This is a genomic window from Variovorax sp. OV084 (assembly GCF_900111625.1).
Taxonomy (GTDB): Bacteria; Pseudomonadota; Gammaproteobacteria; order Burkholderiales; family Burkholderiaceae_C; genus Variovorax.
This window is the reverse complement of the sequence record NZ_FOII01000035.1, coordinates 1-22,931: the sequence shown is the minus strand read 5'-3', so window position 1 is coordinate 22,931 and position 22,931 is coordinate 1. Positions and strand designations below refer to the sequence as shown.

Sequence of the window (22,931 nt, the reverse complement as noted above, 5' to 3'; positions counted from 1 at the left end):
GGAGCATCACATGGCCAGAGTCGTCACTGCACACACGCCGCTTGCACCGGACCAGTTGCTGTTCCGTTCGATGCACGGCAAGGAAGGGCTGTCGGAGCTCTTCGAGTTCGAAGTGGACCTGCTGAGCCCCAACACTTCCGTCGACATGAAGGCGGTGCTCGGCAAGCCGCTCACTCTCGAGATCGTGACGATCGACGGGACGCCGCGCTACCTCAACGGGCAGATCACGCGTTTCACGATGATCGGCCGCGAAGAGAGCTCGTCGCGCTATGTGGTGTATCGGGCTCTGGTGCGGCCCTGGCTCTGGTATCTCACGCGCACCAGCGATTGCAAGATCTTCCAGAACAAGTCGGTGGTCGACATCCTGGACGAAGTGCTCGGCGAGTACGGGTTCGCGTTCGAGAAGAAGCTCAGCGCCACCTACCGCCAGCGCGACTATTCGGTGCAGTACCAGGAGACCGACTTCGCATTCGTGAGCCGCCTGATGGAGCACGAGGGCATCTACTACTACTTCAAGCACGAGAAGAACCAGCACACGCTGGTGCTGGCCGACGACATGGGTGCGCACGACACGCTGCCGGGCTACCCGCGCATCGGCTACCTCGCCACCGATCGCGCGGGCGAGACGGGCCGCGAAGTGATCGACCAGTGGGAGGTGACCGAGGAGATTCGCCCCGGCACCTTCGTGGTCGACGACTTCGACTTCAAGAAGCCCAAGGCCGACCTGCTCAACACGCGCAGCCAGCCGCGGGAGAACGATCACGGCCGCTACGAGATGTACGAGTGGCTCGGCGGCTACAGCGACGCCGGGGATGGCGAGCACTACGCGCGCATACGGCTCGAGGAAGCGCAGGCGCAGGCCGAGGTGGACACCGGTCACTCCAACGTGCGCGGCATGGCGCCCGGCTACCGTTTCAGCATGCAGAACGCGCCGCGCGACGAGGACAACAAAGAATACCTGATCGTCTCGGTGACGTACAACCTGCGCGAGGGCGGCTATGCCACCGGCAGCCCCGACGGTCTCTACAGCTTCGACTTCGACGTGCAGCCCACGTCGTTTCCGTTCCGCGCGCCGCGCGTCACGCGGATGCCGACCACGCACGGCCCGCAGACCGCCACGGTCGTGGGCCCGCCCGGGGAAGACATCTGGATCGACAAGTACGGCCGCGTGAAGGTGCAGTTCCGCTGGGACCGCTACGGCCAGCGCAACGAGGACAGCTCGTGCTGGGTGCGTGTGTCGAGCGCGTGGGCGGGCTCCAACTTCGGCGCGGTGAACCACCCGCGCGTGGGGCAGGAAGTGATCGTCGATTTCATCGCCGGTTGCCCCGACCGGCCGATCATCATCGGCCGTGTCTACAACGCCGACCAGATGCCCCCGCTCGAACTGCCGGCCAAGGCGACGGTCAGCGGCTTCATCAGCCGCACCATCAAGGGCGACGGCGAACTGGCCAACCACTTCGTGATCGACGACGACCCCGGCAGCGAGTCGATCAAGATGCACGCGCAGAAGGACTTCAGCCTCAGCGTAGAGAACAATGAAACGCACACCGTGGACGGCACGCGCGAGACGCTGATCGAAGGCGCGGACACCTACACGACCAACACCTCGCTCAACGAGACGGTCAACGGGCCGCACACGCTGACGGTGAACAAGGGCGGGCCGCAGACGATCACCGTCAACGGCGGCAACCAGTTCATCAAGGTGGATGGCGGCGACCAGCAGGTCGACGTCATCGGCAACCAGACCATCCATGTCACCGGCAAGCGCACAGACACGGTAGACAGCGGTGAAGAGCGGATCATCGGTACGTCGCTCAAGGAAGACATTGCCGGTCCCCAGACCACCAAGGTGGTCGGCCTGTACACCGAAGAAACCAAGGGGAAGAAGGTGACGGTCCACGGCGACGAGGACTATCTCGTCGAGGGGGCACAAAAGGTGCACGCGAACACGTCGTTGAGTGCGACGACGGATGGCCCCATGAACCTGGAAAGCACCGCGGCGGACATCTCGGTCAAGTCACCGACCAAGATCATCCTGGATGCCCCTCACGTGGAGGACAAGTCGGCCAAGAAGGTGACCTTCACGGACTGGGGCATTGCCTTCAAGGGCTTCAACATGGGGATCAACGGGATCAACGTGAGCATCAACGGGCTCGCCGTCTTCGCCAACGGAAGGGTGGTCAGCGTTGCCGCGCAGAACCTGGGCTTCAACGCCTACTCGCTCACGGGCGCCATCAACAAGTTCGACATGTATTCCGCCAGCGGTGCGATCGGCCTCTATACCGCCACCCGGACGCTTTTCACGACGGACAACCCGGCGACAAAAATCGACTACTCCCAAATCAGGGTGAACCCCAGGGGCATCACCGTCTATCTCTGAGCCTGGAGCGCGTGTTGGATCTTTTCGTCGTGTGGTTCACCAAGTATTGGTATCTGATCGTCATCATCGCTGTCGTCGTGCTGCTGCCGTCCGTGCTGACTACGCTGGCCAAGCGCTATGTATTCCGCGTGATAGATCAGCAGAGTGTGGTCAACCGCCAGGTGATGGGGACGGATCGCGCCGAAAGAGTGCTTCGCACGGGCCAGCCGGCCGTAGGGGTGGTGCTCGAGAGCTATGACACGGCCATGCGGGTCGAGCGCATCTATATCCTCGTGCGGCTCAAGTTCCAGGTACGGCCTGAGGGCGGACTGCCCGCCTACGAGACCGAACTGGTCGCCCCGATCAGCCCGGTGAAGCTCGCCGACTTCGCACCAGGGCGCTCCGTGAAGCTGCGCTTCGACCCGGTCTCGCGCGAGATCGCCATCGATCAGCCGGTGCGCTGAAGCAGGTGCGCTGCCCCCGATGAAGACCATCAAGCCCTTTCGCCTGAGCATCATCACCCGGCCCTTCCGACGGCAGCGGCGAGACTTCCTGGGCGTCTCGGTCTTCGCGATGGCCAGCCTGGCGCCCGAGCCCCTGCTGATGCCCGACCAGGATCTCTGGAAGCTGGCGGCCGACGAGATAGGGCCCGGCAACGTGCTGGACATGGGCGTGCCCAAGATCGAGCCGGAGTGGCTGGTCAGCGGCTATGCGTACACGGCGCATCAGGAGGACAAGACACTGTGCGCGGCCCAGGCCGTCTTCCATGGCCAGGCCAAGTCGTTGCTGGTGAGCGGTGATCGCTACTGGCTCGACGGCCGCGCCACGCCCGCGCAGCCTTTCGAGCGCCTGAGGCTGGATTGGGCGCATGCCTATGGCGGCCCGGGCGAGCCCGAAAACCCGGAAGGCATCGGCAGCTTCGATGAAACGATCAACGGCGTACAGACGCGCCGGCTTCCCAATGTCGAGTTGCCCGGCGCGCGTCAGGACGTACCCGGGCGGCGCATCGTGCCTGCGGGTTTCGGCGCCATACCCCCCGACCGGCCGCAGCGGCTCGCGCTGATGGGGCGCGCCTACGACCAGCAGTGGCTGCAGCACGAGTACCCGGGTTTCGCCGAGGACATGGACTGGCGCTACTTCAATGCCGCACCTGCCGACCAGCGCCTACCTGGCCAGAGCGAATTGCCTCCGGGCGCCGCCTACGAACTGTGGAACATGCACCCCCGGCAGCCGGTGATGCGCGGCCAGCTGCCCGATTGGCAGGCGCGCTGCTTCGCCAGCTTCCAGAAAGACGGTGGCGCGCTGTCGGAAATTTCGCTGCGCATGAGCACGGCCTGGTTCTTTCCGCACGCCGAGCGCGTCATCCTGGTCTGGCACGGTGTATCGCCCATCGCAGAGGATGACGCGGCCGACGTCAAGCACATCATGCCCGCGCTCGAGTTGCGCGGGCAGCCGCGGCCGCTCGCCCACTACCAGCAGGTGCTGCAGCAGCGCATCGATCCGGCCAAGGCGGTGCTGGTCCTGCGCGACAGCGACCTGGTCCCCAAGGCGATCATGGGGCCATGGGCAGGCGACCAGATGCCCGATATCGCTTCGCTTCCGCTGGCGCGCAACCTGCGCGCAGGCCGGCAGCGCGAGCACGAACGCCTGAGCGCCCGCCTGCTGGAGCAGGGCCTGGATCCCGAGCAGTATCTGCCGCCCCTGTCCGAACCGGATTTGCATCCGCCTGCCTCCATGGACGATCTGCCAGACTTCGCCGAGAAGGCCGATCGAGCCCTCGAGCAGATGCGCGAGTCGGCCCTTGCCCGCGGCGCCGAGGGGCGCGCTCAGGCCGTCGCGCGCGGGATGCCCGCTGCCGTTCAACCCGACGTCGATATCCCACCGCTGTCGCAGATGGAACCGCGCCAGCTGTCCGACGAGATCAAGGCGAGCATCGACAAGGCCATGACCGAGGTGGAGGCGCGGACCGGCAAGCCTGTGCAGCGCCGATTCGACCCGGACCGCCTGCTGCGTGACCTCGCGCGCCTCGAGGAAGAAGCGGCGCGAGAGCGCCGGACCCCCCTCACATCCGACGAGGCCGCCGAAAACGCGCGGCTGCGCGAGCAGGCCGGGCGCAGCGCGCGCATGGGGCACCTCTACGGCGCACACCTGCTCGAGCCGGCGCCGCCGGCCAGCAGCCTGCGCTCCAGGCGGCTGCGCCGGCGCCTCGAGGCCGCAGCCAGCGGCGAGCGTCGTTTCGCAGGCATGAACTTCGTCGGCGCCGACCTCTCGGGCCTGGATCTGCGCGGTGCCGACTTCACGGAAGCGAACCTCGAAGACGTCGACTTCAGCGACGCGCGGCTCGATGGCTGCAACTTCACACGTGCCGTGCTTGCGCGGGCGCGGCTGGTCCGGGCTTCGCTCACCGATGCGCGGCTGGACGAGGTCAATCTGGGCGGCGCGCAATGCGACGGGGCGAACTTCACGGCGGCCAGCTTCGTGCAGACGCGTTGCAGCAAGACCATTTTTCGTTCCTGCGTGCTGGCGAAGGCCGCGTTCAATCAAGCCGATCTGTTCGAAAGCGAATGGGCGCGCTGCGATGCGCGCGGCTCGCACTGGGAGCAAATGGCGATGGTGAAGCTGGCACTGGAAGACATCGCTTTCGACGACGCCGCGTTCAAGCAGGTGAGCTGGGTCGAGTGCAGCTTCAAGGAAACATCCTTCGTACGCGCCTCGCTGAACGCCTGTGCTTTCGTCGCCGTCGATGCGCGGGAGGGGGTCGACTTCACCGAGGCCAGCCTCGTCACCTGTTCCTTCGTCCATGGCTGCAGCCTGGTGCAGGCAGTGTTCTGCGCCGCTTCGCTCAGGCAGTGCGGCCTGCGCGGAGCCATATTGGTCGGCGCCGATCTCGCGAGGGCGCGCCTCGAAGGCTGTGATTTCTCCGAGTGCGACCTGCGGCGCGCGCGGCTCGAGGGACTGCATGCCGGCGAGAGCCTGTTCATTCGCGCGGACTTTCGCGAAGCCTCGTTGCGCGGTGCCAACCTCATCGACGCCAATCTTTCCAAGGCCGACCTGCGCTTTGCCAGCCTGCAGGATGCCAATCTGTTTCGCGCCGACGTGTCGCAGGCCGCCATCGACGGCTCGACCACTTTCATCGGCGCCTACACCCAAGGAGCCAAGACCTTGCCCGCACGAAGGACTGAGCCGGTTCGATGACAGTCGAAGAACTTCTGGACAAGATTCGGCATGGCGAACCGGTGGTCAAAGCGAGTCTCGCGGGTCAGGACCTCAGCGGCGTCGACTTGTCGGGGGCGCAGATGGAGCACGTCGACCTGAGCCTGACGAATCTGCGTGGCGCCAGCCTCGACGACAGTTCGCTGACGCAATGCAACTTCGACCGGGCAGACCTGTCGGCGGCCAGCTTGAGAGGCGTGCGCGTGTTTCGGTGTCGGTTGGAGGCTGCGCAACTCGGCCGCGCGTTCATGCAGGACACCAACTTCTTCGAATCTTCGCTGGCTCATGCGGATTTCGGGAAAGCCCAAATGGAACGCGTGGCCTTTGCCAGATGCGAACTCGGGAATGCCGTGCTGAAGCCGAGCATTTGCGATCAGATCGTCGTCACCGAATCAAGGGTCGATCAGCTCGATTGCCGCGGGGCACAGCTGTTGCACCTGATGTTGTTTCGCATGGATCTGCGCACGGTGGAGTTCGCTCAGGCCCGATGCGATGGCTCGATCTTGATGGAGTGCAATCTCGAAGGTCAGCGCCTGCCGCACACCGCCTTCCTGCGCTGCCAGTTCACCGACAGCGCGATGGCAGGCGTCGATTTCAGCGGCGCCGTGCTGACCCAGAGCAATTTCAAGGGCGCCACGCTGACCCATGCGAACTTCAGTGGAGCGGATGCCGCCCAAGCCATGTTCCCGGAGGCCGATCTGCGTGGAGCGAATTGCAGCGATGCCGTCTTCGATCAGTCGATCTGGTCCGACGCCAAACTCGAAGGTACCGATTTCAGCCGCTCGCGCCTGCCGCTGAGCGTGTTCCATCGCGCGCGGGCGAGGGGGGCCAGCTTTCGCGACGCGGATCTGCACGATGCCGATCTCTCCTATGCCGATCTTCATGGCGCCGATTTGCGCAATGCACGCTTTTTGCGTACTCGCTTTCATCGGGCCGCGCGCGAAGGTGCGCGTTTCTCGGGAAGCGGTGGCATCATCGAAAACGATTCGGAGCTGTTCAAGGCCCAAGAGATCCGTCCGCCGAGCTGATGCCGCCAGGCCTGCCCGTTCCACTGTTTACCCATCGAAACAAGGAGATCTCCATGTCAGTCGTTTCACTGCGCAAAGCCTCGTTGCTGACGGCTCCGGTTCACTTCCAAGGGGTGGTCGCCGCATTGCTGCCGGATGGACGTATCAGCGTCGATGACGAGCAGGGTGCTGTCTGGGTTTGCCGGCGCGCGGCTAGCTGCCTACTCAAACCGGCCAGCGGCGATACCGTGCTGGTGTCCGGTCCCGACAGCGCGCGAGCCTACCTGATCGCCGTGATCGAGCAGGCCGATGCGTCGTCAAGCTGCATCGAGGCGGCGGGCGACGTCACCTTCGCGTCTACCGGCAACGGCCGGGTGACCATCGCGAGTACTTCGGAGCTCAGGCTTCGCGCGGACAAGCGCTTCGTACTCAAGGCAGAAGAGGGCGAGTGTGACATCGGTGAACTGCGGCTGGTGACGCGCTCCGTGCAGGCCGCGGCAGGAAGCGTCCGGCTGGTCGGCAAGGTATTCGAGACCGTGGCCGATCGCATCGTGCAGATGGCGCGTCAGACGCTACGCCTGACGGATGAAGTCGACCAGGTGCGTGCGGGCCACATGGACTACAAGGCCAGCGAGACGGTGCGCATTCATGGCCACCACACGATGGTCACCGGCCAGGAGCTGGTGAAGGTGGATGCGGCTCAGATCCACATGGGCTAAGCGAGGAGGTACCAGATGTTTGCCAATTGTCAGCTCATGGGAATGGACATGGCATTCCCCGACGTCTGCAAGACGCCGGTGCCCATTCCATACCCGAACATGGCTATGGGGCCGATGGCTGTTCCGAATGCTTGGAACATCCTTTTCATGGCGATGCCGGCACACAACATGGCTACGACCACGCCAATCACCCTGGGGGATCAGCCCGGGGCGCTGGGCGGCGTTGTGTCGCAGACGTTCATGCAGCAATCGCGTCATGTGACAGGCGCGTTCACCGTGCTTCTCAAGGGTACGCCGGCCACGCGGGTCACCAGCATCACGACGCAGAACCGTTGCAACATCGTCGGCATGCGCATCGTGCCGAGCCAGTTCAAGGTGCTGATGCTGGCGCCCTGAGGGCGCGTCGATTCAGACCGGCCCTGCCAGCGTCACCTGCTGCGGAAAGCCCACCCACACGGCCAGCGCCGAGTAGTTGTCGCGCGATTCATCAGCCTTGGATTCGGCTGCGCGGCGAATCAGCGCGAGCCATTCTTCCGCGCTGTCGGCCAGCTGCAATGAGCGTTCCATCACCTGCTGCGAGATCAACTGCCAGAGCCCATCCGTGCACAGCAGGAAGGCGTCGCCATCGGCAAGGCGCTGTGGCGCCGTGATGGTGGCTTCAGCCGTCGCGCGTGCGCCCAGTGCGCGGTACAGCAGATTGGTCTTCACCAGGCGCTCGCCGCCGTTCTGGTGGCTCGCGGCCGCATCGCCCGAGCGCTCCGACAGGCTGTGGTCTTCTGTGCGCTGCATCAGCGCGCCACGGCGAAACCAGTAGAGGCGGCTGTCGCCCACGTGGGCCCAGCAGGCCTGGTTGGTGATGCGGTCGATGAACAGCGACACGAAGGTCGCGCTCATGCGGCTCTGCTCCGTGAGCTCGCGCTGCTTCGCAAGAATGGCGTCGTTGGCCGCCTTCACGCAGCGCTGGATGTTGTCGGCGGCCAGCGAAGGGGCGTCGACAAAGGTGTTGAGGGCGGTGTCGACCGCGATGCGCGAGGCCAGTTCGCCGCCTGCGTTGCCGCCGACGCCGTCGCTCACTACGAAGCAGCCGTTGCGCTCGTCGAGGTGGTAGCCGATGGCGTCCTGGTTGCCGCTGCGTTCGCCCACGCAGGAGAACTGCGAGGTCGAGATGGGTACGGCGAAAGAGCGGGTGGCTTCAAGCACGGCGCGCCTCCTTCAGCCGTTCCATTTCCTTGTCGTAGGCCTGCTGGAAGGCACGGCCGAAGACGGCCTGGAAGTCGTCCTCGACGGCTGCGGTCGTTTCGGTGTGCAGCTGCTGGAGCTCTCGCCACAGGCGCGCCTCGCGACCGCCGGGCAGCAGCTTCTCGCCCAGGCTGCCGTCGTGCGGGGTCTCGCGGCTCAGCGCGGCGGGGTCGAAGCGCTTGAGCAGCGTGAGCAGCGCGGCGCGCATGCCGGCGACCATGCCGAGCTGGTGCGACTGCAGGTCGCCGAGCGCGTCGTGCACGGCGGCTTCGGGCGGCAAAAAGCCGGGCATGCGCGCGCCGAACATCTGCATCAGCACGGCGCGGCCGTTGGGCAGGATCTTGAACGGGTTGTTCTCCTCGTCCACGATCATCGTGATTTCAGCGCGCACTTCGCGCTTGAGCATGGCGCGCGAGGACAGCAGCTCGATGGTGCCGTCGGTGAAGGCCCGCATGATGCGGCCCAGGCGCTGCATGGCTTCGATGTCGAGCGGTTGCTGGCCAGCGACTTCGGGGACGCCTGCGCCTTCGAGAAAGGCCTTGAAGAGGGCTTCCGACGAGGACGATGGGGCTGCGGTGGGTTGTGTTGCTGCTGCGACGGGTGTAGCCGCAGGTTCAGCAACTACGGGCGGCACTGCGACAGGTGGCGGCTCGGGCGGGCTCTCTTGCACCACGGGCGGTGGTGCAGGAGGCGGCGGCGGAGGTGGTGGCGGCGGAGCGGGCGCAGGCGGCGGTGGCGGCGGTGGCGCCTCTACCTTCACAGGTTCGACGGCGGGCACGGGGGCCGGCGCAGGTGCTGGCACCGGCATCGCCACCGGAGTCGGCGGACGGAACTGAGCCGCCACTTCCCGCGTATGGTTCGAATGGCTGTACCCCTGCACGGCCGGCCTGTTGTTCTGCAACAGGTCGAGCGCGGGGTGCGTGTCGCCCGGCAGCATCGGGTCGGTATGCGTCAGCGCGGTGGGGCGCGGATCGGTCAGCGGCGAGTGCGCGCTCTCGTCGGCTGCGAAGAAAGAAAGCGGATCGACACCGCGCTTGAGCGCCATGTCCGACATGTCGTTGGCCGCGTCGGGGTTCAGTTCCGCGAGCGGATCGACCGGGTTGCGGCGCGCCTGCGACGGCAACTCGAAGGGCTCGTGCGCCATCGGGTCGGGCATCGGCGCGGGCGTGCTGTCGACGCGGCGCGGTGCGTTGGCGAGGATGGCGTCCCAGTCAGCCGCAGAAGGGATCTGCGACGAGGCGAGGGTCGGGCTCACCTTGGGTTGCGGCGCCGGCGGTGGCGCGGACGGCTGCAAAGGGGCAGCGAAGGACTCGCGCGGCGCCGGAGCGAACGCGGGCGGCTGCATCGGTGGCGGCACGGGCGTTGCCTGCCGCGGCGGTGGCATCGCCGCCGTGGGTTGCGTGTCGCCGATAGGCAGTGCGCCTTCGCCGAACAGATCGGAGAACACGTCGGATGCGCCGGAGGACGGCAGCAGTGCGTCGATGGGGCTCGCCGACATCGGCGCGGCCATTGGCGGCTGCATCGATTGCAGCGGCGGCGGGGGAGGAGGTGGCGGTGGCGGTGGCTGAACCGCAGCCGCTACGGGCGCCGCGCGCTGCGCGCTCGCGGCCTCCAGCACATAGCTTCCGATCGCGACGCGGTCGCCATCGGCCACGCGCGCTTCCTGCTCGTGCGCGAGCGTGTGCCCGTTCACGCTGATCGGCAGCACCGCACTCATGTTGCGCAGTACCGCCACGCCGTCTTCGTCGAAGCGCACGGTGGCCTGCAGGCGCGAGATCTGCCGCTGCTCGTCGGGCAGCACGAGGTGATTGTCGGGGCTGCGTCCGATCGTTCCGCCGGGCGCGGCGAGCAATGCCGAGGGGCCCACGGTCACCGGCCTGCCGGCATGTTCGATCACTGTCCAACGCATGGCTTCTCCGTGTTCGTCGTCTCGCGCCGCGGCACCGTGGCCGCCGCGATGTTCTTCATCAACGCTTCATTCGCTTGGCGGCCTCGAACGCGGGGCCCCACACCGGATGCTTGCGCTCCGCCACGTTGAGCTCGAAGGTCGGGAACGCATCGAGGATCTTGCGGAACTGGTTGCGGCACTCGGCGATCTGGTTGGCCACGCAGTAGCTGAAGGCCTCGAGCTTCATCGCATCGAGCCGGGTGCCCGGCTCGGCACCTTCGAATACCGACACGCCGCCGCTCTTGAGCGTGCTGACGGCCTTGGCATAGTCGCCTTCGTCATACGCTTGCTGCGCCTTCTCGAGCGTGGTGCGCGCCACTTGCTGGCTCAGTCGTTCGGGTTGCGGCGCGGGCTCTGGCGGCGGTGTGGTCGTGCAACCCGCGACCACGAAAAGAGCGAACGCCAAAGCAGGCAGACATGACTTCAATCTTCTCTCCTACCTTGCAAAAGGAATGCTTGAGATAGTGTGCCGCTGTGTTGCGACATGCACGTTATGCGCCATCGTAAGTGCGCATGACTTCGATAATATAGGCCGCGAACCCTCGGGGAGATTTCAATGCATCGACGAAGCTTGCTACAAGGCGCACTTGCCACCACACCGTTGTTTGCGGGCCTCATCGGCGGATGCGCATCGACAGCCAAGTCCATGCCCACGCCCTATGCCGTCACAGTCAAGATCGACGATGGCGTCAACCCCGACGGACGCGGCCAGGCCGCACCCATCCTCGTGAAGGTCTTCGAACTGAAATCTTCCGGTAACTTCGAAACCGCAGACTACTTTGCACTACAGGATCGCGACCGCGAGACGCTCATGACCGAGCTCGTGAATGCCGACCAGGCCATCATGCGCAGCGGCGAAGAGCGCGTGTTCAAGCGCGAGGCAGGACTCGACTCGCGCGCCATCGGCATCATCGCGGGCTATCGCAAACTCGAGGCCGCGCGCTGGCGCATCGTGTTGCCGTTGAAGGAACCGAAGCAAACCAACCTGTACAAGGTGTGGCAGTTTTCGCCGAGCGAGCAGGCCGTGCACGTTGCCGTGCGCAAGACGGGCATAGAGCTGCTACCAAGTCGTTAACTTTCGGCTTGGGGTGCTGGCCTGCTAGTACGAAAGTGCGAGAAATTCTTGAGCGAAATGCGGTGCAAAACGTAAGACGCGCCGTGTAGCATCAGGAGCAAAACAAGTGGACCGGGAGGCCGCTCCTCAGCGCATCTCCCGCTTCGATGTGAGCACTCCCCAGGAGGTCTTTTGGTGACAGTTCGCAATTCGGGCGCCGCAAAGAATGGCGCCCATCCGCAGGCATTGGCGAATCGTGTGGTGTGGTCCGAAGGGATGTACCTGCGGCCGCAGCATTTCCAGCAAATGGAACGCTATGTCGAGCAATACGTGACCCGGCGCACCGCAGGCCTGCAAGGCGCCTATTGGGGTTGGCTGAGTCTGGAGATCGACCGCGACGCCTATGCGCTGGGCCGTGTGTCGCTGCTCGGAGGCGCGGGGGTGATGCCCGACGGCACGCCGTTCTCGTTCGGCGCCGAAGACGCGCCGCTGCCTTATGAAGTGCCGACCGATCTCACCGACGAGCTCATCGTGCTCGCGCTGCCGCTGCGCAGGCCCGGCAGCGAAGAGGTCATCTTCGCGGAAGACGAAGGTTCGGCCGCGCGCTTCGGCGTGATCGAGCGCGAAGTGAACGACGGCAATGCGGTGGCACTCGGCCCCGCCGTGCTGCAGCTCGCCGCGCCGCGCCTGCGTCTTGCGCGTGCTTCTTCGCTCACCGCTGAATGGCAAGCCATCGGCGCGGTGCGCGTGATCGAGCGGCGCACCGACCACAAGCTGGTGGTCGATGCCAACTACATTCCGCCGGTGCTCGACGCTTCTGCGCACGCAATGCTGCGCAGCATGATCGCGGAGCTGCACGGCCTGCTCACGCAGCGCTCCGAGGCATTGGCCTCGCGGCTGTCGCAGCCGGGTCGCGGCGGGGTGAGCGAGGTCTCTGACTTCCTTTTGCTCGAGCTGGTCAACCGCTACCTTGCGCTCACGTGGCATTCGCAGCAGGCGGTGCAGGTGCACCCAGAAAACCTGTTCGTCGACTGGCTCAAGCTGGCCTGCCATCTGGCCACGCACACATCGCCCACGCGCCGTCCGGTGCTGTGGCCGATATACGACCACGACAACCTCAACGAGTGCATCCGCCCGCTGCTTGAGGAGCTGCGGCGTTCGCTGTCGGCCGTGCTCGAGCAGAGCGCGATCGCCATCGAACTCGAAGAGCGCAGCCACGGCGTGCGCGTGGGCCGCATGCCCGACCCGGTGCTGGTGCGCAACGCGGGCTTCGTGCTCGCGGTGCATGCCGACCTGCCGGCCGATGCAATTCAGCAGCGCTTCCCCACGCAGGTGAAGATCGGCTCGGTCGAGCGCATCCGCGACCTCGTGCAACTGCAACTGCCGGGGGTGGTGGTGCGGCCGCTGCCGGTGGCGCCGCGGCAGATTCCGTACAACGCGGGCTACCACTATTTCGAACTCGACAAGAGCGGCGACATGTGGCGCCAGCTCGAAAAATCGGGCGGCGTGGCGATGCACCTGGCCGGTGACTTTCCCGGGCTGGCCATGGAGTTCTGGGCCATCCGTCCGTGAGGGACTCTATGAACGGTGTCAACGACATGGCCGTCGGTCCGGGAGGCTTCGTGCCGCCGAATCCCGGCGGCGGCAATGCAATGGGCGACGCAGGCGGCATGCCGAATGCCTCGCGTGGTGGTAGCGGCCTTGGCGCGCAGCCCGAGTCCTTCACCGCATGGCACGACGCGCGGCGCCCGCATGCGGGCGACACGGCGCTCGCGGGCAACAACCCGCTGGTGGCGGCCGCCAATCCGCTGCTCGACCTGATTCCGCAGATCCGCGCCACCGGCCACCATCCCGCGCCGGCGCAGCTGCGCGAGCACCTTGTCGATGAAGTGCGCCGCTTCGAAACGCGCGCGCAGCAGGCGGGTATTTCGCCCGAGGTGATCATCGGCGCGCGCTACTGCCTGTGCACGGCAGTCGACGAGGCCGCGGCGCTCACGCCGTGGGGCGGCAGCATCTGGTCGTCGCAGAGCCTGCTCGTGATGTTCCACAACGAGACCTGGGGCGGCGAGAAGTTCTTCCAGCTACTGTCGCGCCTGGTGCAGAACCCGCAGCAGCACCTGCACCTGATCGAGCTCATCTACTTCTGCCTGGCCATGGGTTTCGAGGGGCGCTTTCGCGTCATCGACAACGGCCGCACGCAGCTCGAAACTCTCAAGCAGCGGCTGCTGCAGATCATCCGGCAGACGCGCGGCGAAATCGCCGTGCCGCTGTCGCCGCACTGGCAGGACGCGAGTGCGCCCGTGCGCCGCACGCGCAACTGGCTGCCCGTGTGGGCGGTGGGCGCGGTGGCGGCGGTGCTGCTGCTCGTCGTGTTCGCGCTGCTCACCTTCAACCTCGCTGGCCATTCCGACGGTGCTTTCGCGGCCGTCAACGCGGTACGTCTGCCGCAGACCACGCGCGCCGTGGTCATGCCAGCGCCAACGCCGCGCCTGCAGCGCTTTCTCGAGCCAGAGATCCGCGACGGCCTGCTGACCGTGCGCGACGAGGCCGACCGCAGCGTGGTGGTGCTGCGCGGCGACGGCCTGTTCGCCTCGGGCTCCGACCGCGTGCTCGACCGCTATGCGCCGGTGCTCGCGCGCGTGGCCGATGCGCTCAACGCCGTGGACGGCAACGTGCTGGTCAGCGGCTTCAGTGACGACCAGCCGATCCGCAGCGTGCGCTTTCCCTCCAACTGGCAACTCTCGCAGGCCCGCGCCGACGCGGTGAAGAAAATGATCGCCACGCGCCTTGCGCGCCCCGAACGCCTGCGAGCCGAAGGCCGCGGCGATGCCGACCCGCTCGTGCCCAACGACTCCCCGGCCAACCGCGCGCGCAACCGGCGCGTCGAGGTGACGCTGCTGGTAGCGCCCGTGGCCGGCGTGCCCGCCAACTCCGCGCCACTTACAGCTCCAGCAGCACCGCAGCCTGGAGGCACCCGCTGATGCTGCGCGCCATCTTCCGTTTTCTCATCAGCCGCGATCTGTGGGTCTTTCTGGGCCTGGTCGCGCTCGCCTTCCTGATCTGGATCATCGGCCCGGCCATCGCGGTGGGCCGCTACCGCCCGCTCGAAGACGAGATCGTGCGCATCGTGGTCATCGCGCTGATGTTCGCGATCTGGATCGCGCGCGTCATCTACCGCAAGTGGCGCGAGCGCCGGCTCAATGCGCAGCTGCTCAACCAGCTGCGCACCCCTTCCAAGAAAGAGAAGGAAGCCAAGCCCGAGGACGCGCCCGAGATCAAGGAGCTGCAAAGCGGCTTCACCGACGCCACGGCCATCCTGAAGAACATGCGCTTCGGCGAAGGAGCCGACGGTAAGTCCGGTGGGCGCTTCTCGCTGTTCGACCGGCAGTACCTGTACCAGCTGCCCTGGTACATCTTCATCGGCGCGCCGGGCTCGGGCAAGACCACCGCGCTGGTGAACTCCGACCTCGACTTTCCGCTGGCCGACCAGCTCGGCAAGGCCGCCGTGCGCGGCATCGGCGGCACGCGCAACTGCGACTGGTGGTTCACCAACGAAGCGGTGCTGATCGACACAGCCGGCCGCTACACCACGCACGAGAGCAACCGCGAGACCGACGAGGGCGAGTGGAAGGGCTTCATCGATCTGCTGAAGAAGTTCCGCCCGCGCCAGCCGATCAACGGCGCGATCCTCACCATCAGCATTGCCGACCTGCCGCTGGCCGACGACGCACAGCGCGCGCGCCATGCGATGGCGCTGCGCAAGCGGCTGCTGGAGCTGCGCAACGACCTGGGCATCGACTTCCCGGTGTACGTGCTGGTCACCAAGACCGACCTGCTGGCCGGCTTCAACGAGTACTTCGGCTCGCTGGGCCGAGCTGAGCGGCAACAGGTGTGGGGCTTCACCTTCCCGATCCAGGGCAACCCGGCGAACAAGGCCGGCAAGGGCGCGGCACCCGTGGGTAGCGGCGACCTGCGCGAGCGCTTCCACCAGGAATACAAGCTGCTGCACCAGCGCCTGGACGAGCGCCTGCCCGAGCTGCTGGCGGCCGAGTCCGACCCGATGCGTCGCGCGCAGGCCTACCTGCTGCCGCAGCAGTTCGCGAGCTTCGAGGACATCCTCGGCACCTTCCTGGCCGACGTGTTCAACCCGTCGAAGTTCGAGGCCGCGTCGATGCTGCGCGGTGTGTACTTCACCAGCGGCACGCAGGAAGGCACGGCCTTCGACCGCGTGATGGGCGCCATCAAGCGCTACCTGCAGGTCAACGCGCCGCCGGCGCCGCCGCCGGGCCCGGGCAAGAGCTACTTCCTGAAGGAACTGCTGCAGCAGGTGATCTTCCGCGACGCGGGCGTGGCCGGCACCAACCTGCGCTGGTACCGGCGCAAGCGGGCCATCGACATCGCGGGCTACAGCGCCATCGGCGTGCTGCTGGTGCTGTTCCTGGGTGCCTGCGTGAACAGCTGGCGCAACAACAAGGACTACGTGGCCGAGGTCGACACCAACGCCAAGGCCTTCAACAAGGCAGCCGCGCGCGGTGAGCTGCCCACGGTGGTCGATTCGAGTGGCGACATCGCCAGCTCGCTGCTCATCCTCGACAAGCTGCGCGACCTGCCGAAGTCCAGCCACTTCGACATCGGCGATCCGCCCACGTCCTACCGCTTCGGCCTCTACCAGGGCGAGAAGCTGCAGGCCGCAACTGATGGCGTGTACCAGCGCGCGCTGGAGACAGTGCTGCTGCCGCAGGCCGCGCAGCGCGTCGAGCAGTCGCTGCGCGACGCCGCGAAGATCGACGCCGAATACAGCTACGAGGCGCTCAAGGCGTATCTCATGCTGTATGACGCAGAGCGCTACGACGCCGACTTCCTGCAGGCCTGGCTGCTCGCCGACGTGGACCGCAAGATCGGCGCCTCGCTCACGCGCGAGCAGCGTGCGAACCTCGAATCGCACCTGAAGGCGCTGTTCGTGGGCCGCGTGCTGACCTCGCCGTTCGCAAAGGACGACCGGCTCATCACGCAGACGCGCGAGCGCCTGGCCGGCGTGCCGCTGGCGCAGCGCTCGTATGCGCGGCTGCGCCGCATCCTGCTGCAGACCAGCCAGCCCAATGCCTTCACCATCGCCGAGGCGGGCGGCGCCGAGTCGGCGCTGGTCATCCGCCGTGCGAGCGGCAAGCCGCTGACCGACGGCATTCCCACGCTGTTCACCTACCGCGGCTACTGGGACATCTTCGACAAGCGCATCGCCGAGACCACGCTGTCGCTCGAGCAGGAAGACCGCTGGGTGCTGCAGATCCGCGCGCCCGGCATCACCGACATCACCTCGCGCGAGTTGCTGCTGCGCGAAGTGCGCCGGCTCTACCTCACCGACTACATCAAGGTGTGGGACGACTACCTCGTCGACATCCGCCTGGCCGACAGCCGCTCGCTGCTGCAGAGCATCCAGATGACGCGCGTGCTCTCGACCGCGGAGTCGCCGATGTCGCGGCTCATCCGCGGCGCGGCGCGCGAGACCGACCTGCTGCGCAACCACGACGAGGCCGCGCGCAGCCTGCTCGACCAGGCGCAGAACCGCGTGCAGAGCACGCGCGAGCGCATCGAACAGCTCATCGGGCAGCCCGACGGCAGCCAGCGCCGCAACACGCGGGTAGACCGCCCCGAGTCGCTGGTGGACAACCACTTCGAGCCGCTGCGCCGCATGGTGACCGCGCCCAAGCAGGGCGGGCAGGCCCCCATCGACGCGACGGCCGCGCTCATCAACGAGCTCTACAACTACCTCACCGCCACCGACACCGCGCTGCGCAGCGGCAACATCCCGCCGACCAGCGATTCGGTCACCAAGGTGCAGGCGGAAGCCGGGCGCCTGCCGGTGCCGTTCCAGGGGATGCTGAACGATCTGTCGGCCACTGCGTCGTCGAAGGCGGCGGCGGTAACGCGGCAGAACATCGGGCAGAGCGCGGCGGCGAGCATCGGCTCGTTCTGCAACCAGGCCATCGCGGGGCGCTATCCGTTCACGCGTGGATCGAACCGCGACGTGGCCTCGGGCGACTTCGCGCAGCTGTTCGCGCCGGGCGGGATGATGGACGACTTCTTCCAGAAGAACCTCGTCACGCAGGTCGACACCTCGGTCAATCCGTGGGCCTTCAAGCGCGGCGTGGACGGCAGCGCGGCCGGCCGCTCGGCGTACCTCGATTCGTTCCAGAAGGCGCAGGCTATCCGCGACGTATTCTTCTCGGGCATGGCGGGCGGACGCACGCCCTCGTTCACCATCGACATCCGGCCCGAGGACATGGACGCGGCGCTCACGCAGTTCACGCTCGACGTCGACGGGCAGACGGTGCGCTACGCGCACGGTCCGCAGGCGCCCAGCACCATCAAGTGGCCCGGCCCGCGCAACAGCAACCAGGTGCGCCTGCAGGTGACCACCGCCAACGGCACGCCGGCCGGCGGTATCGTGACCGAAGGGCCGTGGGCGCTGCACCGGTTGTTCGACAAGGCCTCGATCTCCGCGGGCAGCTCGCCCGAATCGTTCAACGCAAGCTTCGACCTGCAGGGCAAGAAGGTCGTGCTCGCGGTGACGGCCAACAGCGTCTACAACCCGCTGCGCCTGCCGCAGATGAACGGCTTCTCCTGCCCGGGGAAATCCTGAAATGAACAGCAGCATTCCTCCTCAGGCCTGGGTGCCAGTCGACGAACAGATCGGCTGGTACGGCAAGCTGCCGGCAGCCGGCGACTTTCTCTACCGCCGCATGCCGCGCGAACTGCAGGCGTGGTGGGACCGCTGGATGCAGAACGGCCTGGGCAGCTTCAAGCGCTGGCCTGACGCGATGACGCGGCACTACGCCGTTGCGCCGGTATGGAACTTCGCGATTCCCGCCACGCAGGGCGTGGACGCCGTGCAGTTCGGCTGCATTGCGCCGAGCTGCGACCGCGTGGGCCGCTACTACCCCGTGTGCATCACGCTGCAGGTGGCCGCGCAGAACTACCGCCCATCGGTGCTCGAAGGCTCGGCTGCGTGGTACCGGCAGTGCGGCACCGCGCTGCTGCAGGCCATCCGCCACGGCGTGGCGCCCGACCAGTTCGACAGCCAGGTGCTGGCCGCGGGCCGTGCCGGCTTCCAGACCGCCAGCGGCGGCTCGGACGACATCCTCTCGATCCTCGGGCCTACAGCCGGTGGCGCGAGTGCCCAGCAGCCCCTGGGCTGGCCAGAGCTTCCACTGTGCTTCGACCCTTTCGGCAGCACCAGCTACTGGTGGACCAATCAAGCCGACGGATCGCCGTTGCGGACCGCTGCCCATGGCGGCGGCCTCAACACACCGCTGTTTTCCAAGTTGTTTTCGCAGGGGCATGTGCCATGGGCATGAAGAAGAGCCAGACCGGCCATAGGGGCCACAGCAGTCCCGCAGGAGGAGAAGCATGACGACGACGCACGGCATCGGAAGCCCGCCGGCCGAGACGGATGACGAACGGCCGCACCCGCTGGGCGTGAACCACCGGCTGGCCGAATTCGAGCTGCTGGAGGTGATCGGCGAAGGCGGCTTCGGCATCGTCTACCGCGCCTACGACCACTCGCTGCAGCGCGAGGTGGCCATCAAGGAATACATGCCTTCGATGCTCGCGCGCCGCGTGGGCGACAACAGCGTGCACGTGCGCTCCGAGCGGCTCACGGCCACCTTCCAGGCGGGCCTGCGCAGCTTCATCAACGAGGCGCGCACGCTGGCGCAGTTCAGCCACCCGGCGCTGGTGCGCGTACATCGCTTCTGGGAGGCCAACTCCACCGCCTACATGGCGATCCAGCTCTACAAGGGCCGCACGCTGCGCCGCCTGGCCGAGGACGAGCCGGGCAGGATCACCGAGCCCTGGCTGCTCGGCATGCTGGGGCCGCTGCTGGGTGCGCTGGAGACGCTGCACCGCAGCCAGTGCTTCCACCGCGACATCGCGCCCGACAACATCTTCATCCAGCAGGACGACCTGCCGGTGCTGCTCGACTTCGGCGCGGCGCGCAAGTCGATCGCCGACCTCGTCGACGAAGTGGCGGTGATGGTGAAGTCGGGCTACTCGCCCATCGAGCAGTACGCCGACGACAACACGCTGCTGCAGGGCGCGTGGACCGACATGTATGCGCTGGGGGCAGTGCTGTACCGCGCGGTCACGGGCCATCCGCCGCCTTCGGCCGTGGTGCGCAGCGTGCAGGACGCCTACGTGCCCCTGTCGTCGATGGGCCGCGACGACCTGAGCCCGAGCTTCTGCACCGCGGTCGACCACACGCTGGCCGTGCACAGCAAGGACCGCACGCAGACCGTGGCTGCCTTCGCGGCCGAGCTGGGGCTTGTGAAGCTCGGCGACATCTACGTGAGCGGCATGAGCGCCCCGACGGTGATCATTCCCGCGGCGCCCGTTTCGGCGACGCCGCCACCTCCGCCGCTGGTGCCGCAGCAGTTCTCGCCGATGTCGGCACCGGTGCCGTTGGAGCCGATGCCGGTGGCAGCGCCGGAGCAGCCGAGGGCCGCGCCTACGCCAGTGCCGGCGCCCGCACCCCGCGTCGCACCGCAGGACCGCAGCAAGGCGCAAGGGCACAAAGCCGCAGCACCAACCGCGCAGAAGAACAAGCTCAAGCGCCCGCCGTGGGGCATGGTGGGCGCGCTGCTGATTGCGCTAGTGGCCGTGGGCAGCTGGATCGGCCTGCGCCTGACCTCGGGCATGCAGCCGCAGGAGACCAAGACCGCGATGGTGCCGGTGCCGCCTCCGGCCGCGCCGATGTCGAGCAACACCGCGCCGCCGGCGGCAATGCCACCGGCCACCACCACCGATGGCGTGCCGGCCGCGCCTGGAACGCCTGCGGCCGGCGGTAGTGCAGCAGCGCCGCTGCCCGCCGCACCGGCCAGTGCGCCCGCCGCGACGGCCACGGCGCCGCTGACACCGCTGGAGAACGTGCCGGTCGGCCCACCGGCCGCGCCGCCCGAATCCGCGCTGGCCACCGCCGAAGCCGAAGACTGGAACCTCGCGCAGACCGAGAACACGCGCGAAGGCTACGAGGCTTACCTGCGCCGCTACCGCCGCGGCGTGCATGCGCGCGAGGCGCGCAATGCAATCGCCGAAATCAACCGGCTCTCGCCGCCGTCAGTGCCCGTCGCGCCCGGCACGTTGCCGCCTGGGACCACGACGACGATCGTGGCGGGTGCCACACCCGCCGGCACGCCGGGCGCACCTGCTGCCGCTCCCGTCACGCCTGCGGCCTCGCCCGGCATGGGCCGGGTGCTGTTCAACGTCCGCCCCTGGGGCCAGGTGTTCGTCGACGGCGCGGACCGCGGCGTGAGCCCGCCGCTCAAGTCGCTGTCGCTGCGCCCGGGCATCTACAACATCGAAGTGCGCAACGGCGATCTCGAGGTGTTCCGGCAGCGCGTGACGGTGCAGGACAGCAAGTCGGCGCCTGTGGTGAGCCACGAGTTCAAGTAGTACGGTCTGCGCCGCGGCTGGGCTCCTGCGTTCATTTGGCGCCGCGCAGTGCCCTGCGGTACTGCACCGCCTCCGCCACATGCGCCGCTTGCACCGCATCCGCCCCCGCGAGATCGGCGATCGTGCGCGCCACCTTGAGCGCGCGGTGCGTGCTGCGCGCCGACCAGCCGAGCTTGTTCGCCGCGTTGAACATGAACTTGCGCGCCGCGTCGTCGAGCACGGCATGCCGGTCGATGGCAGAGCCCTGCAGCGACTGGTTGGCGTGGCCTTGCCGCCGTATCGCACGCTCGCGCGCATCGACCACGCGGGTGCGGATGCTGTCGGTCGATTCACCGGGCGGCGCTTCGAGCAGCAGCTGCGCCGACACCGCTGGCACTTCGATGTGCAGGTCGATGCGGTCCAGCAGCGGGCCGCTGAGCTTGCCCTGGTAGCGCGAGACCTGGTCCGGCGTGCAGCGGCAGGGTCTCGACGAAGAGCCCAGGTAGCCGCAAGGGCAGGGGTTCATGGCGGCAATCAGCTGAAAGCGCGCCGGGAATTCGGCGCGCCGCGCGGCCCGGGCGATGGTGATGGTGCCGGTCTCTAGCGGCTCGCGCAGCGCCTCCAGTGCCGAGCGGGCGAACTCGGGGAATTCGTCGAGAAAGAGCACTCCGTGGTGCGCTCGCGAGATTTCTCCGGGTCGGGGTGGAGAGCCCCCGCCGACCAGCGCCACCGCGCTCGATGTGTGATGCGGTGAGCACGTCGGCCGGCTCATCCACCGCTCGGTCGCAAAGCGCCCGCCCAGGCTGGCCACGGCCGCGCTTTCCAGTGCCTCGTCGATGTGCATCGCCGGAAGCAGGCCCGCGAAGCGCTGCGCGAGCATCGACTTGCCCGAACCCGGCTCGCCGACCATCAGCAGGCTGTGGCCGCCGGCCGCCGCGATTTCGAGCGCGCGCTTGGCGCCGGCGTGCCCCTTCACTTCAGACAGGTCTGCGTACTGCGGCGGAATCGCGCCGGGCGCGGCCTGGACGCGCGCCCAGCCACTGTCGTCTGGCGATTCGGGCAGCTGCGATGCGGCATCGCTGCCTTCGGCGATGAACTGGCGCACCACATCGAGCAGGTGCTTCGCGCCATACACCTCACCGCCCGGCACCAGTGCGGCCTCCTGTGCACTCTCCAGGGGCAGCACCAGCCGCGTGGCAACGCCGCGCGTGTGCAGCGCCAGTGCCATGGCCAGCGCACCACGAACGGGCCGCAGCTCGCCGGACAGCGACAGCTCCCCGGCGAACTCATGGCCGGCGAGCCGGGCGTTGTCGATCTGCCCGCTGGCCGCGAGGATGCCCAGCGCAATGGGCAAATCGAAGCGCCCGGAGTCCTTCGGCAGGTCGGCCGGCGCAAGGTTCACCGTGATGCGCTTGTTGTTCGGAAACTCCAGCCCCGCGTTCTGGAGCGCCGAACGCACCCGTTCGCGCGCCTCCTTGACCTCGGTTTCCACCAGCCCGACCAGCGTGAAGCTGGGTAAACCGTTCGCCAGATGCACCTCGACAGTGACACTGGCCGCTTCCAGGCCCAGCAAGGCGCGGCTCTGCACCAAAGACAACCCCATTCTTCTCCCTCTCCCCAAGATGGTGCGCCTATCTTCGACATGTCCGCGGTGGTGCGGCGCACCGGATATCTGCAACCACTCGCAACAGACGTTGTAACGATTTGGCTCTCAACCAATGCGGGGGCGGGGGTGGTTATGACCGGTATTTGTGCAGTTTGGCACGCTCCCTGCTTTGAGCCTCACAGGTCCAACAACACACTTGCGAGGAGTTCCCTGATGACGCACCGTACCGCCGCCCAGGCGCTGATCGTTCTGGCCGCTGCATTGACCGCTTCGGGCGCAGCCCTGGCGCAAACAGCAACGACGGATGCCGCAGCAGCACCGGCAGCCGCTCCCGCCCCGAATCTCACGGGCAACGTGTCC

At 67.1% G+C, this 22,931-nt stretch carries 16 protein-coding genes; 12 read left to right on the top strand and 4 right to left on the bottom strand.

What is annotated here, in order from left to right; translation table 11 throughout:
* The first annotated feature begins 10 nt into the window (after positions 1-10).
* Genes BMW87_RS33890 through BMW87_RS33865 form a run of 6 tightly spaced genes read left to right on the top strand, consistent with a single transcriptional unit; the run spans position 11 to position 7,694 of the window.
* Positions 11-2,380, top strand: coding sequence for a type VI secretion system Vgr family protein (locus tag BMW87_RS33890; RefSeq protein ID WP_093082825.1), 2,370 nt, complete (start codon positions 11-13; stop codon positions 2,378-2,380).
* Between the two features lie 14 nt (positions 2,381-2,394).
* Complete coding sequence (locus tag BMW87_RS33885; protein ID WP_093082823.1) at positions 2,395-2,823, top strand: hypothetical protein; 429 nt, start codon at positions 2,395-2,397, stop codon at positions 2,821-2,823.
* 19 nt (positions 2,824-2,842) lie between these two features.
* A complete protein-coding gene (locus BMW87_RS33880; protein ID WP_093082820.1) occupies positions 2,843-5,554 on the top strand; it encodes a DUF2169 family type VI secretion system accessory protein in 2,712 nt (903 codons plus the stop codon).
* A complete protein-coding gene (locus BMW87_RS33875; protein ID WP_093082818.1) occupies positions 5,551-6,600 on the top strand; it encodes a pentapeptide repeat-containing protein in 1,050 nt (349 codons plus the stop codon). The genes BMW87_RS33880 and BMW87_RS33875 overlap by 4 nt, the downstream gene beginning before the upstream one ends.
* A 53-nt stretch (positions 6,601-6,653) precedes the next feature.
* A complete protein-coding gene (locus BMW87_RS33870) occupies positions 6,654-7,298 on the top strand; it encodes a DUF3540 domain-containing protein (RefSeq protein WP_093082816.1) in 645 nt (214 codons plus the stop codon).
* A 15-nt stretch (positions 7,299-7,313) separates the two neighbouring features.
* On the top strand, positions 7,314-7,694 hold the full coding sequence (locus tag BMW87_RS33865) for a DUF4150 domain-containing protein (RefSeq protein ID WP_093058952.1): 381 nt from the start codon (positions 7,314-7,316) through the stop codon (positions 7,692-7,694).
* Positions 7,695-7,706: 12 nt separating this feature from the next.
* Here the strand turns inward: BMW87_RS33865 and BMW87_RS33860 are convergent, their stop codons facing one another.
* Genes BMW87_RS33860 through BMW87_RS33850 form a run of 3 tightly spaced genes read right to left on the bottom strand, consistent with a single transcriptional unit; the run spans position 7,707 to position 10,891 of the window.
* Positions 7,707-8,498, bottom strand: a complete 792-nt coding sequence (locus BMW87_RS33860; RefSeq protein WP_093082813.1) for a PP2C family protein-serine/threonine phosphatase — start codon at positions 8,496-8,498, stop codon at positions 7,707-7,709.
* The gene (gene tagH, locus BMW87_RS33855; RefSeq protein WP_093082811.1) at positions 8,491-10,446 is read right to left on the bottom strand and encodes a type VI secretion system-associated FHA domain protein TagH; all 1,956 of its coding nucleotides are present in this window, start codon (positions 10,444-10,446) and stop codon (positions 8,491-8,493) included. The genes BMW87_RS33860 and tagH overlap by 8 nt, the downstream gene beginning before the upstream one ends.
* Before the next feature lie 58 nt (positions 10,447-10,504).
* Complete coding sequence (locus tag BMW87_RS33850) at positions 10,505-10,891, bottom strand: TssQ family T6SS-associated lipoprotein (protein ID WP_256217027.1); 387 nt, start codon at positions 10,889-10,891, stop codon at positions 10,505-10,507.
* Positions 10,892-11,041: 150 nt separating this feature from the next.
* Between BMW87_RS33850 and tssJ the strand changes: the two genes are divergently transcribed.
* From tssJ to BMW87_RS33820, 6 genes are all read left to right on the top strand, one after another.
* Positions 11,042-11,560 carry a type VI secretion system lipoprotein TssJ gene (gene tssJ, locus BMW87_RS33845; protein WP_093058949.1) on the top strand — a complete coding sequence of 173 codons (519 nt, stop codon included), beginning with the start codon at positions 11,042-11,044 and terminating at the stop codon, positions 11,558-11,560.
* Between the two features lie 255 nt (positions 11,561-11,815).
* Positions 11,816-13,111 carry a type VI secretion system baseplate subunit TssK gene (gene tssK / locus BMW87_RS33840; protein WP_256217028.1) on the top strand — a complete coding sequence of 432 codons (1,296 nt, stop codon included), beginning with the start codon at positions 11,816-11,818 and terminating at the stop codon, positions 13,109-13,111.
* 8 nt (positions 13,112-13,119) lie between these two features.
* Complete coding sequence (locus tag BMW87_RS33835; RefSeq protein WP_093082808.1) at positions 13,120-14,520, top strand: DotU family type VI secretion system protein; 1,401 nt, start codon at positions 13,120-13,122, stop codon at positions 14,518-14,520.
* Complete coding sequence (gene tssM, locus BMW87_RS33830) at positions 14,520-18,179, top strand: type VI secretion system membrane subunit TssM (protein WP_093058946.1); 3,660 nt, start codon at positions 14,520-14,522, stop codon at positions 18,177-18,179. The genes BMW87_RS33835 and tssM overlap by 1 nt, the downstream gene beginning before the upstream one ends.
* Position 18,180: 1 nt before the next feature.
* On the top strand, positions 18,181-18,894 hold the full coding sequence (tagF, locus tag BMW87_RS33825; RefSeq protein WP_093058945.1) for a type VI secretion system-associated protein TagF: 714 nt from the start codon (positions 18,181-18,183) through the stop codon (positions 18,892-18,894).
* Positions 18,895-18,946: 52 nt separating this feature from the next.
* Positions 18,947-20,986 (top strand): serine/threonine-protein kinase, encoded by a 2,040-nt coding sequence (locus BMW87_RS33820; protein WP_093082807.1) that lies wholly within the window; start codon positions 18,947-18,949, stop codon positions 20,984-20,986.
* Between the two features lie 31 nt (positions 20,987-21,017).
* Here the strand turns inward: BMW87_RS33820 and BMW87_RS33815 are convergent, their stop codons facing one another.
* Positions 21,018-22,568, bottom strand: coding sequence for a YifB family Mg chelatase-like AAA ATPase (locus BMW87_RS33815; RefSeq protein WP_093082805.1), 1,551 nt, complete (start codon positions 22,566-22,568; stop codon positions 21,018-21,020).
* Positions 22,569-22,931 lie beyond the last annotated feature (363 nt).